Annotated in this window: 10 protein-coding genes and 2 pseudogenes; 3 read left to right on the top strand and 9 right to left on the bottom strand. The window is 45.2% G+C overall.

The annotated features are described in order from the left end of the window. Nucleotides 1-131: 131 nt before the first annotated feature. Nucleotides 132-950, bottom strand: coding sequence for an ammonia-dependent NAD(+) synthetase (gene nadE, locus ACMX2I_RS20270; protein ID WP_414958163.1), 819 nt, complete (start codon nucleotides 948-950; stop codon nucleotides 132-134). Between the two features lie 131 nt (nucleotides 951-1,081). Beyond that, the gene (locus ACMX2I_RS20275; protein ID WP_414958164.1) at nucleotides 1,082-1,678 is read right to left on the bottom strand and encodes a DUF1989 domain-containing protein; all 597 of its coding nucleotides are present in this window, start codon (nucleotides 1,676-1,678) and stop codon (nucleotides 1,082-1,084) included. Between the two features lie 127 nt (nucleotides 1,679-1,805). Here ACMX2I_RS20275 and ACMX2I_RS20280 point away from each other — a divergent pair, with 127 nt between their 5' ends. Further along, nucleotides 1,806-3,146, top strand: coding sequence for an amino acid permease (locus tag ACMX2I_RS20280; protein ID WP_394716466.1), 1,341 nt, complete (start codon nucleotides 1,806-1,808; stop codon nucleotides 3,144-3,146). Nucleotide 3,147: 1 nt separating this feature from the next. Here ACMX2I_RS20280 and ACMX2I_RS20285 read toward each other — a convergent pair whose 3' ends face one another. The 3 genes from ACMX2I_RS20285 to ACMX2I_RS20295 all read right to left on the bottom strand — a co-directional run bounded on the left by ACMX2I_RS20285 (nucleotide 3,148) and on the right by ACMX2I_RS20295 (nucleotide 5,145). Further along, a complete protein-coding gene (locus tag ACMX2I_RS20285) occupies nucleotides 3,148-3,897 on the bottom strand; it encodes a YqcI/YcgG family protein (protein ID WP_414958369.1) in 750 nt (249 codons plus the stop codon). An 80-nt stretch (nucleotides 3,898-3,977) separates the two neighbouring features. Continuing rightward, nucleotides 3,978-4,607, bottom strand: coding sequence for a LysE family translocator (locus ACMX2I_RS20290; protein WP_010331361.1), 630 nt, complete (start codon nucleotides 4,605-4,607; stop codon nucleotides 3,978-3,980). A 73-nt stretch (nucleotides 4,608-4,680) separates the two neighbouring features. Continuing rightward, a complete protein-coding gene (locus tag ACMX2I_RS20295; RefSeq protein ID WP_414958165.1) occupies nucleotides 4,681-5,145 on the bottom strand; it encodes a MarR family transcriptional regulator in 465 nt (154 codons plus the stop codon). Nucleotides 5,146-5,257: 112 nt separating this feature from the next. Between ACMX2I_RS20295 and bmr3 the strand changes: the two are divergent. Further along, nucleotides 5,258-6,790: pseudogene (bmr3, locus tag ACMX2I_RS20300) on the top strand (multidrug efflux MFS transporter Bmr3); the annotation flags it as partial. Nucleotides 6,791-6,840: 50 nt separating this feature from the next. Here bmr3 and ACMX2I_RS20305 read toward each other — a convergent pair. The 4 genes and pseudogenes from ACMX2I_RS20305 to ACMX2I_RS20320 all read right to left on the bottom strand — a co-directional run bounded on the left by ACMX2I_RS20305 (nucleotide 6,841) and on the right by ACMX2I_RS20320 (nucleotide 12,355). Continuing rightward, nucleotides 6,841-8,466: an L-lactate permease gene (locus tag ACMX2I_RS20305; protein WP_414958166.1), complete on the bottom strand. Its 1,626-nt coding sequence runs from the start codon at nucleotides 8,464-8,466 to the stop codon at nucleotides 6,841-6,843. 31 nt (nucleotides 8,467-8,497) lie between these two features. Continuing rightward, on the bottom strand, nucleotides 8,498-9,463 hold the full coding sequence (locus ACMX2I_RS20310) for an L-lactate dehydrogenase (protein ID WP_414958167.1): 966 nt from the start codon (nucleotides 9,461-9,463) through the stop codon (nucleotides 8,498-8,500). 164 nt (nucleotides 9,464-9,627) lie between these two features. Beyond that, nucleotides 9,628-11,607 (bottom strand): alpha-amylase, encoded by a 1,980-nt coding sequence (gene amyE, locus ACMX2I_RS20315; protein ID WP_414958168.1) that lies wholly within the window; start codon nucleotides 11,605-11,607, stop codon nucleotides 9,628-9,630. Between the two features lie 173 nt (nucleotides 11,608-11,780). Further along, nucleotides 11,781-12,355, bottom strand: a pseudogene (locus ACMX2I_RS20320) (DUF6773 family protein). 505 nt (nucleotides 12,356-12,860) lie between these two features. Here ACMX2I_RS20320 and ACMX2I_RS20325 point away from each other — a divergent pair. Beyond that, nucleotides 12,861-14,168 (top strand): chloride channel protein, encoded by a 1,308-nt coding sequence (locus ACMX2I_RS20325; protein ID WP_087993129.1) that lies wholly within the window; start codon nucleotides 12,861-12,863, stop codon nucleotides 14,166-14,168. The last annotated feature ends 89 nt before the right edge of the window (nucleotides 14,169-14,257 follow it).

A 14,257-nucleotide genomic window follows, 5' to 3' on the forward strand; every position in this document is an offset into this window, starting at 1 on the left:
ATGCTCGTCATTCCTAGACTTCAAGGGTTTTCAATCACGCTGAAAAGATGACAAAGACCTAAAACGAAAACCGTTTTAGGTCTTTGTCAACAATCTGAAAAGCCCGCTCCGAGAGCGGGCTTTCTTTGGTCTTATTTCCACCAGTCATCAAACATAGACGCCGGAACCTGGCGTTTATGCTCAGTCATGCTGTAGCGTTTTTCCAGCGCTTCTGACACTTTCGCTGATACTTCTTTTCCTTCGAGATAATCGTCAATCTCCTCATAAGAAATGCCAAGCTCTGTTTCATCCGTCTGCTGCGGTTTTTCGTCGAGCAGATCGGCAGTTGGTTCTTTTAAGTATAGGCGTTCCGGTGCACCCAGCTCTTTTAACAGGCTTCTTCCCTGACGCTTTGTTAAGCCTGTCAGCGGCAGGAGATCAGCGCCTCCGTCACCGTATTTCGTAAAGAAACCAGTTACGGCTTCGGCCGCATGGTCTGTTCCAATCACAAGAAGGCCTTCTTGGCCGCCGATCGCGTATTGAGCAATCATTCTCGTTCTCGCTTTTACGTTCCCTTTATTAAAGTCTGTCAGCTTATCGCCTGTCTCTTGCTGATATTGATCTGCAAAAGCGCTGACTGTTGATTGAATGTCAAATTTCCAGGATTTGTCCGGCTTGATGAATTTCAGAGCGAGCTGGGCATCGTCTTCATCCTGCTGTGTGCCATGCGGAAGACGGACCGCGATAAATTGAGCGTCTCCGCCCTCTTCGCGAATGCTTTCCACAGCAAGCTGGGCAAGGCGCCCCGCTAGAGTTGAATCCTGGCCGCCGCTGATTCCCAATACAAAACCTTTAGCGCCGGTTTTCTTAATATACTGTTTTAAAAAGTTGATTCGGCCCTCAATTTCTTGTTTTGGATCAATTGAAGGCTTCACATGTAATTCGCGCATAATCGTTTCCTGCACACTCATCCTACTCATTCCTCCTGTACAATCGCTGTTTCTTATTTGATCATTTCCCCAAATGAATTGAAATGAATCATGATCGTTATGTATCCCTATTAAATATAGCACAGGTCTTCATTTACAGTGAACAAGAGAGATCAGCTGACTTCCACCCGTATTGACGTTACACAGTCTCCATTACACTTTCCTTTTTCGATCGGACAGGAAGAAAACGCGACAATCAAATCCGTTTCCGCCCTCAGCCTTACATAATCGCCGGCATTCGAAAGCGGCGTTTCCACAGACAGGTTCCCTTTCTCATCAAGGACAGTATTCATAAAAATCGCAAACGGGTAATGCATGTGAGGCTTCGGTACGCCAAACTGCTCAAGCGCACGGTTCATATTGTCATAGCACGTATCCTGAAACTCATCCTTTTGCTTGCCGTATAACAGCCTGTTCATATCAGGTCGGCAGGCGGGAAGCAGGAGATCATGTTTGCCGACCGTATCCTCAATCAGCGTCAGCATCGGTTTGTACAGATTGGAGTAGAGATGGTCATTGACCTTCACATGAATAGAATGATTGGCATCAATGGTCGCGCCCTGATCAAGGTGCTCATAAAAATCTTTGGCATGGTACGCGACAAAATCTGCTACCTGCTGCCCTTCTACATCAACCACCTTCAAAATCTGCCCCTTTTTCAGCTTCAGACCAAGCCCTTTTTTCGGCTCAATAATATATTGCTGTGTCATTGCTTTGCTCCTTTTTCCATTAGTATGGGCGTTCGCCGCCTTCTCCATGTAAAAAGAGGCAAAAATCCGATGTATATAAGCTTCGGGCGGGTCGCAATCTAACCTTAGATAAAAGGGGTTGAAATTGATGAGTCAAACAAAAAAAGACCAGCAAAAAGGAAATTTGGCTTGGTGGCAGCTGTCATTAATCGGGATAGGATGCACAATCGGAACAGGATTTTTTCTCGGTTCCAGCATTGCCATAGTGAAAAGCGGTTTTTCCGTTCTGCTTTCATTTCTGATTGGGGCAATCGGCACGTATTTTGTATTCGAACAGCTTGCCAAGCTGTCGGCAAAGCAGCCGGAAAAAGGCTCGTTTTGCGCGTATGCAAGAAAAGCATTCGGCAGATGGGCCGGGTTCAGCAACGGCTGGGTGTATTGGTCATCAGAAATGCTGATTACCGGAAGCCAGCTGACAGCCATTTCGCTATTTACGAAACATTGGTTTCCACAAGTCCCGCTATGGGTGTTCGCTTCAATCTACGCGGTACTTGGGCTTCTGATTATTTTCACCGGGCTGTCTGTTTTTGAGAAGACTGAAAACGTACTGGCAGTCATCAAAACAGCCGCTATTTTTATGTTTATTGTGATTGCCATCCTGGCATTATGCGGCATCTTATCCGGCGGAAAGCACGATGTACAGATTCCAAATAAGACGAGTGAATTTTTCCCATACGGCGCCATGGGGCTGTGGACAGGTTTAATCTACGCGTTTTACGCCTTTGGAGGAATTGAGGTCATGGGGCTGATGGCGGTTCACTTAAAAAAACCAGAGGAAGCGTCAAAATCAGGGAAGCTGATGCTGGCGACACTGGCGGTTATTTATATTATTTCGATCGGACTGGCTTTGCTGCTGGTTCCATTAGACACGTTTACACAGCAGGATAGCCCGTTCATTACGTCGTTAAAAGGATATAACCTTAAGATCATTCTCGATATTTTTAACGGGATTTTCATTATCGCCGGGTTCTCGACCCTCGTCGCTTCACTGTTTGCGGTTACGACATTGCTTTGTACGATGGCTGATGACGGCGACGCGCCGAAATGCTTTACCTTAAAGGAAGGCAAAAAAATATGCTGGCCGGCGCTGGGGCTGACGTTTGCAGGGCTTATTTTATCCATCATACTGTCTTTAGTGCTGCCCAAAAACATTTATGAGCACATGACCACAGCAGCGGGGCTTATGCTTTTATACACTTGGCTGTTTATCTTGTTCTCCAGCAAAAAGCTCACCGATCCCGAAGGCATGGGGAAAACGCAAATTTATTCAGCGACGATTCTGATTGCTGCGGCTGTGTCCGGCACATTGTTTGAAAAATCAAGCCGGCCCGGTTTTTTTGTGAGTATAGGTTTTCTCGCGATTATTGCGGTCGTTACAGTGATCTATCAAAAAAAGCAGGGACATAAAGACCGCCCTGCCAGCTCGTGATTTATTTCATTTTGTTGAACATGTTCTTCAAATAAGAAAATGGGCACTTCGACACCTGCTTTTCGTCGTCACGGAGGAAATACTGTTTCCATTCGCGATTATCTTTTCCTCCGTACCAGCCTAAATGCGGATGAATCGGAGCTTGATCATAGGCTTCTAAACGCGAGCGGATCAGCCTGCTCATGTTGCGGCCAAATGCGGTTGATCCATTTAACTCTTCAAACACCCACCTTGGCTGAAACGTGATCATGAAAAAGGGAAAGCTCCGGCTCCTTCTCGCCTCATGCCCAGGTGTAGCGCACAGAATAAAGTACGGCTCGCCGTCAAAACAAAACTCCCATTTGTAATGCTCGGGATCGGCCGGAATGTCTTCCGGCCATTCTTTTTTGTCTTGATGGCTCAGTCTATTTAAAAAGCTCCAAAACAGCTCTTCATACGCTTCAATCGAATAGTGCTCAGCCAAATCTTCCGGTGTGTCAAACAGCACAACGAGGGATGCGTATTTTCCAGTGTCCCGTGAAATCCTTCCGTACTCCGCAAGCAATGGAGCCAGTTCCTCCGCCGTACCGTTTTCCCGCGGATCTCCGGCAAACGCAATGCGGAGCTGGTCAGTCAGAAACGCCTGCCGTCCGGGAATGCATGGAAACGTATCCGCGTCATCGGCCACAGTTTCTGCCAGAAGCTCAAAAGCAATTCTTTGCCATTCAAGAAGCTCTTCTTGATTACGTTCCAGAAAACTTTTGGTGTACATCCCATCCACATTGATCCACCTCCAGTATCATCTGGATACTATATTAAAACCAGAAGCGGCAGGTGACTGTCCTTGATGAATCAGCCCAATAACTGTTTGATGCCTTGATAACCAAAGTAACATCCAAATACAAGGAGAGACACACCAGCGATTCCGGTCAATCCTCTTAATAGCTTTTCATGAAGCAGATTTCTGAACATACTGGCTGTGATCGCCATGCAAAAATCCCAGATTAAAATGCCGATCATGATACCGGAGCTATAGATGAGAAGCTGATTCATATCGTAGGCCTCTGCTGTTTTCGCAAGTATGCTGCCGTAAATCCCAAGCCAAAACAGGATGCTCAATGGATTTGACAGTGAAATGAGAAAACCCGAAGCGAATGTTTTCTGGTACGACGCTTTTCCTCGTGAGCTTCGCACATCCATCGGTTCTCTGACATTTTTCAGCGTTTCAATTCCGGTATAGGTCAGAACAAAAAAGCCGAAGAGCCACAAAAACGTTTTCACAAATGGAGCGGTCAAAAACTGTGACAGCCCGAAATAGATAAAAAGCATGTACAGTCCGTCCGCTGTCATGGCGCCTAAACCAAAAACCCACGCATGCCAAAAACCGTTTTTAATTCCTTTGTCTATTTGCGCCGCATTCACTGGTCCCACAGGCGCAGACAAGGACAGTCCAAGCACAATATAGCTCAAAAAAATGTTCACCGGCCCGTACTCCCTTCTCTTACGTAACTTGTACAATTTATTCGGGAACGGGCCAAGCTATGCACAATTTCGCTTACTGTTTCAGACGTTCAAGCTCTTCCTCCATAATATCGGCGGCTTTTCCTACGAAACTGAAAATGAGTTCCAGTTCCTCTTCGGTATAGTCGCGGCATAAATCCATCGTAGACTCCGACAGTGAACGAAACAAATCTTTTACATGTTTTTTTGAAGCGGTCAATGGGACAATTATGACTCTACGGCGATCACTAGGGTCCTTTTCACGAGCCACATACCCCGCTTTTTCCAGACGGTCAACAAGCGCCGTGACCGAACCCGTGCTGAGGCCCGTCTTTTTCCCCAGCTCTCCAGCCGTCATTGGCCCTGCTTCATTTAAGATGTCAGCTGATTTTAAATCGGTGGGAAACAGACCGAGAGCTTGAGCGGCTGCTTGGTGAAACAGAACCGTTCTTGTGCCCAATTTCCGAAAAAGCTGAACGGCAGTCCTTTCCAACTCACTTCTGGAATTTCTTGTTGACAACTGACAATCCTCCCTATAAAATCAAATTTATCTTGATAATCGAGATATTCGACGACCAAACTATTATCATGATATCAGAACTTACATAGAAAAGTAAGAGGAGGTAGAACAAATGGACACAACATTAGCAAAGCAGGCTTCCACCAAATTTGTGGTCCTCGGTCTCCTGCTGGGCATCTTGATGTCTGCGATGGACAATACGATTGTTGCCACCGCGATGGGCAGCATTGTAGCCGATCTTGGAAGCTTCGATAAATTCGCTTGGGTAACGGCGTCCTATATGGTGGCAGTCATGGCCGGAATGCCGATTTACGGCAAGCTTTCCGATATGTACGGCCGAAAACGCTTTTTCCTGTTTGGACTTATTTTTTTCTTAATCGGGTCGGCTTTATGCGGGATTGCACAGACGATGAATCAGCTGATCATCTACCGGGCCATTCAGGGTATTGGAGGCGGCGCGCTCCTGCCAATTGCTTTTACCATTATCTTTGATTTGTTTCCGCCGGAAAAACGCGGTAAGATGTCCGGCATGTTCGGCGCTGTATTTGGATTATCCAGTGTTCTTGGACCGCTGTTAGGCGCGATCATTACAGACGCGATCAGCTGGCACTGGGTGTTTTACATCAATGTGCCGATCGGCGCATTGTCATTGTTTTTCATTATTCGCTATTACAAAGAATCTCTGGAGCACAGAAAGCAGAAAATTGACTGGGGCGGCGCGATTACTTTGGTCGTATCCATTGTATGCCTGATGTTCGCCCTTGAGCTTGGCGGCAAAACATACGATTGGAATTCGATTCAGATCATTGGCTTGTTTATTGTGTTCGCCGTTTTCTTCATTGCCTTTTTTATTGTGGAGAGAAAAGCGGAAGAGCCGATCATTTCTTTCTGGATGTTTAAAAACCGATTGTTTGCCACAGCGCAGATTCTCGCTTTCCTGTATGGCGGCACATTTATTATTTTAGCGGTATTTATTCCGATTTTCGTTCAGGCGGTTTACGGCAGCTCTGCGACAAGCGCAGGCTTTATTTTGACGCCGATGATGATTGGATCAGTCATCGGAAGCATGATCGGCGGGATCTTCCAAACGAAGGCAAGCTTCCGCAATTTGATGCTGATATCTGTCACGGCTTTCTTTATCGGCATGCTGCTTTTATCCAATATGACACCGGAGACGGCACGGGTATGGCTGACAGTCTTTATGATGATTACCGGCTTTGGTGTAGGCTTTAATTTTTCCCTGCTGCCGGCGGCATCGATGAACGATCTTGAACCTCGCTTTCGGGGGACGGCCAACTCTACAAATTCATTTTTGCGGTCATTCGGCATGACCTTGGGCGTCACCATTTTCGGAACGGTGCAAACAAACGTGTTCACAAACAATCTGAGTGATGCCTTCAGCGGTATGAAAGGCTCAGCAGGCTCAGGCGCCGCGCAAAATATCGGCGATCCGCAGACGATTTTCCAAGCGGGAACACGCTCCCAAATTCCTGATATGATCCTGAATCGCATCATTGACGCGATGTCATCAAGTATCACGTACATCTTTTTGCTCGCTTTGATTCCAATTATCCTCGCGGCTGTTACTATTTTGTTTATGGGAAAAACCAGAGTGAAAACAACAGCGGAAATGGCGAAGAAAAGTAAATTAACACCAAAAAGCAGTACATGGCTGGCATGTACTGCTTTTTTTGATTACACTCCTAATCTTGCTAGAATAAATGTCCATATACAAATGATCAATAACAGAATGAGGCTGTACGCCACTGTCCGCTTAAACAGTTTAGATTCCTTGCCTGTCTGGCCGACCGCTGCGGCGGCAATTGCAATGGATTGAGGAGAAACGAGTTTCGCCATCACCCCGCCCGCCGTATTTGCGGCTAACAGCAAATCAGAACCAGCACCGATCTGCGCTCCGGTAACAACCTGCAAATGTCCGAACAAAGCGTTATTGCTGACAACAGAACCAGTAATGAACACGCCGATCCAGCCGAGAACAGGACTGACAAACGGGAACAAGTCTCCTGTTTTGGCCAGTGCTAACCCAATTGAAGAGCTGAGCCCTGCGAAGTTGGCCAGATTGGCAAACCCCATCACAAAGCAGATCGTCATAATCGGCACCCACAGCTCTTTTCCTGTCTCCTTCATGGACGCAAAGGCATCCCGACAAGAGAAATTTTTGCTGAACAGGCCTGTCACGATGACCGCCGCTAAAATCGCTGTACCAGTAGCTGACAGCAGATCGACTTTAAAGACTGCATCTAACGGCGTGGCGGATGGCGCAATCGGCGGCATTTTCATCATTTGCTGATGCAGGAAAGGCATTTTAAAAAGAAGCGTTGTTTGATACAACAGTCCGCCTTCTTGAAAAAGCGCTTTGAAGGCAGGAAGGCTCCAGATTGTGATCGCCGCAGTTAAGATGTAGAAAGGAGACCACGCTTTCGCAATGTCAGCGGTACTGTATGCCTTATTCTCACCAGCCTCGCCGGCTCCTTCCTCCCGATAAATCTCTTTCGGCTGCCATTTGCGAAGGAAGAGCGCAAGCCCGCCCATGCTGAATAGGGCCGCCAAGATGTTTGCTAATTCCGGCCCGAGCACCGCCATTGTCAGTGTCTGAACCGCTGTATACAGCCCGCTCACAACCAATAGGGCAGGCCAAGTCTGTTTGATTCCTTTCATTCGGTCTAATAGGAAGACAAGCAGAAACGGAATCAAAAATGAGATCATCGGCAGTGTCCACATCAATGTCCGTGACAGCTCAAGAGCGGACAAATCACCAATCTGCGCCCCTGTGATCACAGGAATCCCAATCGCCCCAAAGGCTCCAGAGGCTGCGTTCGCAATCAAGCAGAGCGCCGCCGCTTTTAACGGTTTAAAACCAAGTTCGACAAGCAGCGCCGCACTAATCGCAATCGGAACACCAAAACCGGCCGCGCCTTCCAAAAACGCGTTAAAACAAAAACCAATTAATAATAGCTGTAACCTTTGGTCAGGCGAAATGCCGGCAATGCTGGAACGAATAATAGTGAATTTTCCGGTTTTCACTGCGATTTTATACAGCCACACCGCCATCAGGACGATATAGCCAATCGGCCACAGCCCGCTTCCGATTCCCAGCAAAACAGAAGAAATCGCTTTTTCTACCGGCATATGAAATGCCAAAACGGAGACGATGAAACTGACGGCTAAGGTAAGAAATGCCGCGAGAATGCCTTTCATTTTAAAAACAGTTAAAGCCAAGAGAAAAAAGAGAATTGGAGTGAGCGCCACAAGTGCGCTCACATACTCGTTTCCAAACGGATCATACAGCTGCTCAACCATTGACAATCAGCCCTTTACTCTATAGTTGCGATTAGTTGACCTTTAGTTCTGCAAAATGAGGTTTTAAAATGTTTTTGAGAACGCCGGCGCTATGACGAAACTGTTCTTTTTCTTTCTCATTTAAGTTCAGCTCAGTGATGCCTGCAATTCCTCCGCGGTTGACGACAGCCGGAACGCCGATGTACACGTCATCTGTGCCGTATTGTCCGTCCAGATATGTGCTGACAGTTAAAATACTGTTTTCATTATGAAGAATGGCTTTTGTAATGCGGGCAAGACTCATCGCAACACCGTAATAAGTCGCGCCTTTTTTCTCAATGATATGGTAAGCGGCGTTTTTCACGTCATCTACGATCTGGTCAAGCTCCTCTTGTTTATACGCATTATTTTTCTTAACAAGTTCACTAACCGGCATACCGCCGATATTCGCGTGGCTCCAGACAGGAAGCTCTGTGTCGCCGTGCTCGCCGATAATATGCGCGTGCACGTTTTGAGGCGCTGCGCCAAAGTATTCGCTCAGCATGTAACGGAATCTGGCAGAATCTAGTGTTGTGCCGCTTCCGATCACTCGCTCTTTTGGCAGGCCGCTGAATTTCCATGTCGCATAAGTCAGAATATCAACCGGATTTGTCGCGATTAAGAAAATGCCGTCAAATCCGCTCGCCATCACTTCACTGACGATTCCTTTGAAAATCTTTAAGTTCTTTTCTACTAATTCAAGGCGTGTCTCACCAGGTTTTTGGTTTGCTCCGGCGCAGATGCAGACAATATCAGCATCCTTGCAGTCTTCATATGTTCCGTAAGATGTTTTGACCGGTTGCGGCGCAAACGCCTTTCCGTGGTTTAAATCCATCACATCACCCATTGCTTTTTCTTTATTTAAATCAATGACCACAAGCTCATCTGTGATCGCTTGGTTCATTAACGCAAATGCATAACTGCTTCCAACAAAACCCGCTCCGATTAAAGCTACTTTATTTACATGTTTGTTCATCATTAATCATCCTTCCAAGGTTTGTATTTCTTCGGTGTTTGTTTGTGAAGTATTTCACATTTATATTGTGCAACATTTCACAAACTTTTGCAAGAGAAAAGATTTGTCTGATTTATGAACAAAAAAGAAACCATCTATGATGGTTTCTATGAGATTTTCCCCTTCCCTCAATAAGGAAGAGAACCGCTTAACCCAGAGTTGTTATATAAACCATTTTGCACATAATCAAAGCCAGGCTGGTTTTGGCCGGGCACTTGGGCGCTGCCGTTATTAAAAATCACTTTAGCGTTCGTTGTATCCGTATCCGCAGGAAGCGTCAGCGTGTAAATACCATCCGCATTCTTGGTCATTGCTTTTCCCGGCCAAGATCCGGTCAACTCTATTGCGCGGCCTCCATCATCTTTATAGATATAAGCATTTACTTGGCCCCAATGATCCGGATTTTGATAGCCAATTGTTTTGGCCGCAGACGGGTCTCTTTTTACAAAGCTGTACTCTTGGGCCCTCGTTACACCATCACTGTTCGTTCCAGTTAACGTGATGTCGTATGTTGTGCCAAATGGATCTCCTTTTCCGATTGTTAATTGGTCTCCATCCTTAAACGCTGTCTCTTGCCCATTATTGATTTGATACACGGCTTTTGCTGTATTCGCATCAGCACGCAGGGTGATCGCCAGCTGATCATTGAAAGAATGTGTGACCCCTGTTTTGACATTCTCAAGGAAGACATGAGGCGCATTTGCAATATCGTCAGGATAAAGAACAACCACTGATCTGGCATTGATCGTGCCTGTCAGTTTACCGTCCCTGACTTGAAATGAACCGGTCCCGGCTTTATTATCATAGCTGCCATCAGGTAATTTCGTTGAAGCATTTATGCTGACAGAAGAGGAACCTGCATTTGCCAACACAACACCTTTTGAGCCGCGCTGATTCATAAGTATTTGATTGTTTCCATTCGGATTCGATAGCTCCTCAGGCTGTCCAGTCATTACATTGTGAAACGTATTGACCGCAACGATAGCCTGATCCTCAAATAAAGCACTCCCGCGATCGCCTATTTGGGTTTTCCCCGGGAATCTTACACCATTTCCGCCGCCCTCAGGTCTTGAAAAGAAGAGAGGCGTACTGCCTGAGCGAGAAGCAATCACTGCCCAGCCTAAGCGGATATCGTCATCGCTCATCCATGTTGACTCCTCATCATCATTTGCATACGTATCATGCGATTCCACCCACGTGACTAACTTGTCGGCTGACACATCAGATGCATAATGGGAAATATTCGACACGCTCAGATTACGATTCTTTAAAGCGGACCTTATGGAATGTCCATAGTTAGATGCTGTCACATTCATATAATTCGCATATGCTGCATCTCTGGAGGCACTGTCTTGCAGGATTTCTCCGTATTGGAACTCGGCAGATGTATTCGTAATATTCGGCCAAAATTGGCTGCCGTAATTCCCATCATCGGGAAGCTCTATATGCTTGGCGGCATCATAGCGAAATCCGTCTGCCCCATCATTCAATGCTCTTTCTAAGAAACGTTTCAGATAGGACTGTACTTGTGTATTTTGTGTATTCCAATCATACAGCCCGAGCAATGAATTCTGCGTGACATCCCATCGATCGGACCAGTTTTTAATTTGTGTGTTTCCATGCGTCCAATTTGAAATACTTTTAACTTCATTTGAAATCGCAGCATAGTCACTGGTGGTATGATTGATCACAGCGTCAACAATGACCTTTACGCCATATTCTTCAGCAGCAGCGCACATTTCTTTAAATTCTTGTTCAGTACCTAAGTAACGGTTGCCAATTTGGTACGATGTCGGCTGATACAGCCAGTACCAGTTCGACATGCTTTTGTTTCCTTGGTTCCCTTCCTTTACTTGGTTAATCGGAGACGTCTGAATGGCTGTATATCCTGCATCATGAATATCCTTCATATTGTGTTTTAACGTATTGAATGACCAATTCCAGGCATGAAGTATGGTTCCGTCTTTGATCGTTGGCGCTGTAAGCTCATTCGATTTGTCCGCTGTTTCAGCATTCGCAGCCGCAGGTCCTGCCAGAACCAAATGAAACAGCAGAAAAAATCCAGCGAATAACGGCAGTAAAGAGGTTTTGAATCGTTTTTCAAACATTATTGACACTCCTTATTTAATTATTAAAGACTTAATGCGGAGTCAAACATATCCCTCTTACTTCATTCTTCCGCTCCCTCCTTTCAAACTGATGTGAAGACTGGAGAATTTTGTTAACGCTTACATTTTAAATTATCACAATCACTCTATCAAAACAACTTAGTAGAGTGAATTCAAATCCATGTGCCTATCCAACTAGAAAACGCTGCCCGGAACATGAGCCGTTTTCCCAAACAAAAAAAAGAAACCATCTCACCTAAGATGATTTCTTCTCTATTTCTTCTTTTACCGCTCTTCTGTAAGACCACTTCACAATAACATACCGAAGCAGAAACAGTGCGCCGCCGCAGACGATAAAAAGAAGGATCATTTTCAGCCAAGCGAAGAATGTATGGGGAATCCCCCTGTCGTACATCGTGAGCATCACTACCGCAAAAGCAACCGCAATTGAATCTAATCGCTGCTGCTTCACCCGTTTTTTCAATTCTTCTTCGGTGTTTATTCTCGGCAGGAGCATTCCAGACGCCGCTGCCCTGATGCAGTAATATAAGATCATAACAAACAAAAACACAAGGCTTGCAGCCCATTCTTTAAACGGAAATTCAAACATAATGCCGCGGATGATCACATCAAGGAGTGCAAACGCTCCCGCTATCATCCCAATCTCCGTCCAGATTTTTTGTTCTTTTTCTTTTACTCTCTTATTTTCCCCATTCACGCCTGAAAGTCTATTACGCAGATTATTCATGACCTTCCTCCCGCACTTTTACGAATGGCTTTGGCTTACATCTTACAATAACAGCCTGTGCTTCTGCAATGAATAACTCAAAAGCCCGTCGTACAAGCCGGCGGGCAGCATTATAGAAAAACGCTCCCTAGTTACAATTCAACACAAAGACCGATGTAGACCGAATCAGAGCAAGCAGGAGCATATACCGAAGCCGCTTCACTTATGAAATTCCGCTTGCGGCATGCACAGCCATACAAGATATCTGCACCCGGACTTGGCTGCGGCCTTCAGCCAGGTTTTCACCATTCGCCACTGCCTATGTAAGAGCTGATCATGTAGAAGCTTTTCCTTTTTCATTAAAATTTCGATCATCAATTTTTGAACAATGGGCAACAATAGGTTCAAACGGTTAGCTTAGATGGTTGTAAATTCGTTTCTCCACCAATTTCCAAAAGCAAATCAAACAAGCGTATCAGAATCTTACATAAGTAATGCGGCTACAAGTGTGAAATGAGGGTAATGGATGAATGAAATCATACTAAGATATAAAAACTTTTTTTCAGTTCTTGTTCGATGGATTATTTTTGGAAGCATTATTGGTATCATTGTTGGCTCGACAACAACTTTTCTTTTAGAGACAAACGATTATCTAGGAGAAATACGAGAAAAAAGGGATTGGTTAATTTTCCTTCTCCCTTTAGGCGGGTTGGTCTTAGGATACGTCTATATGAGCTACGGAAAGGTATTTTTGAATAATACCTTAAATGATACTGCTGAATTAAATAATCTAGTGATAGACGCGGTTCATGGAAAAAAAAGCGTTCCGCGGAGAATGGGACCTATCGTCTACTTGGGAACCTTCATAACAGTCTTTTTTGGCGGTTCTACAGGAAGAGAAGGTGCGGCTGTTCAAATGGGAGGAAGTATCGCTGCAGCAGTAAACAGGTTTTTTCGTTTAAACATATTCGACAGTAAATTGTTCATCATGAGCGGCATAAGCGCCGGGTTTGGCGCCGCCTTTGGAGCCCCCATAACAGGTGCTGTTTTTGGGATGGAAATGGCTGCTTTAGGAAAGCTGAAATTCGAAGCACTTGTTCCTTGTCTGGCGGCCAGCTTTGTCGGTCACTTTATGACAACAGCAGCTTTGGGACATAAACACGAAAAATTCATTATACAAATTGTGCCTCAACTATCTGTTATGACGTTTATAAAAGTGATTCTCGCAGCTGTTATGTTCAGTCTATTAAGTGTTTTATACTGTCAAATGAGACACGGTATACAAACATTTTCGGAGAAGCTTTTCAAAAAAAATCATATGAAGAGAGCCTTTGTTGGCGGAATAGTCATTGTGGCATTAACGCTAATAGCAGGTTCACAAGATTACAATGGCCGGGGATTAGAGATGCTGCAGCAATCCTTTAAAGAAGATGTTCCTCCTTTTGCCTTCCTCGCCAAACTGGTTTTTACAGCAGTTACGCTTGGAACCGGCTTTGTTGGCGGAGAGGCCATACCTTTATTTTTTATGGGGGCAACATTAGGGAACACCTTACACACATTCATGGATTTACCCATGTCATTTCTCGCTGCATTAGGATTGATCGCTGTTTTTTGCGGCGGTGCCAATACTCCTATAGCAGCCTTCCTATTGGCAATGGAGATGTTTGACGGAAAGGGATTAGAGTACTTTTTTGTCGCTTGTATCGTTAGTTATTTATTTTCAGGACATCATGGACTATGGCCTTCTCAAAAAATATATGAACCTAAAAGCAGGTTATATCAAATCGCTCACGGAGAAACCATTGAAAATGTCGAAAAGAAAAAAAAGCCTTAGGCATAATGAAATTAAAAAAGCAGTCTGCTACATTTAGATTCCGTTTGGTGATTATCGCTGAAGAATAGAATTCAAAATTTAATCCACAA

It is taken from the genome of Bacillus sp. SW14 (assembly GCF_047608225.1).
Lineage (GTDB): Bacteria > Bacillota > Bacilli > Bacillales > Bacillaceae > Bacillus > Bacillus subtilis_G.

Coding starts and splice junctions, on each gene's coding strand:
- ACMX2I_RS20305 (WP_414958166.1), bottom strand. CDS start 8,466: ATGGTTGAGCAGCTGTATGATCCGTTTGGAAACGAGTATGTGAGCGCA.
- nadE (WP_414958163.1), bottom strand. CDS start 950: ATGAGTGTGCAGGAAACGATTATGCGCGAATTACATGTGAAGCCTTCA.
- ACMX2I_RS20285 (WP_414958369.1), bottom strand. CDS start 3,897: ATGTACACCAAAAGTTTTCTGGAACGTAATCAAGAAGAGCTTCTTGAA.
- ACMX2I_RS20280 (WP_394716466.1), top strand. CDS start 1,806: ATGAGTCAAACAAAAAAAGACCAGCAAAAAGGAAATTTGGCTTGGTGG.
- ACMX2I_RS20325 (WP_087993129.1), top strand. CDS start 12,861: ATGAATGAAATCATACTAAGATATAAAAACTTTTTTTCAGTTCTTGTT.
- ACMX2I_RS20275 (WP_414958164.1), bottom strand. CDS start 1,678: ATGACACAGCAATATATTATTGAGCCGAAAAAAGGGCTTGGTCTGAAG.
- amyE (WP_414958168.1), bottom strand. CDS start 11,607: ATGTTTGAAAAACGATTCAAAACCTCTTTACTGCCGTTATTCGCTGGA.
- ACMX2I_RS20310 (WP_414958167.1), bottom strand. CDS start 9,463: ATGATGAACAAACATGTAAATAAAGTAGCTTTAATCGGAGCGGGTTTT.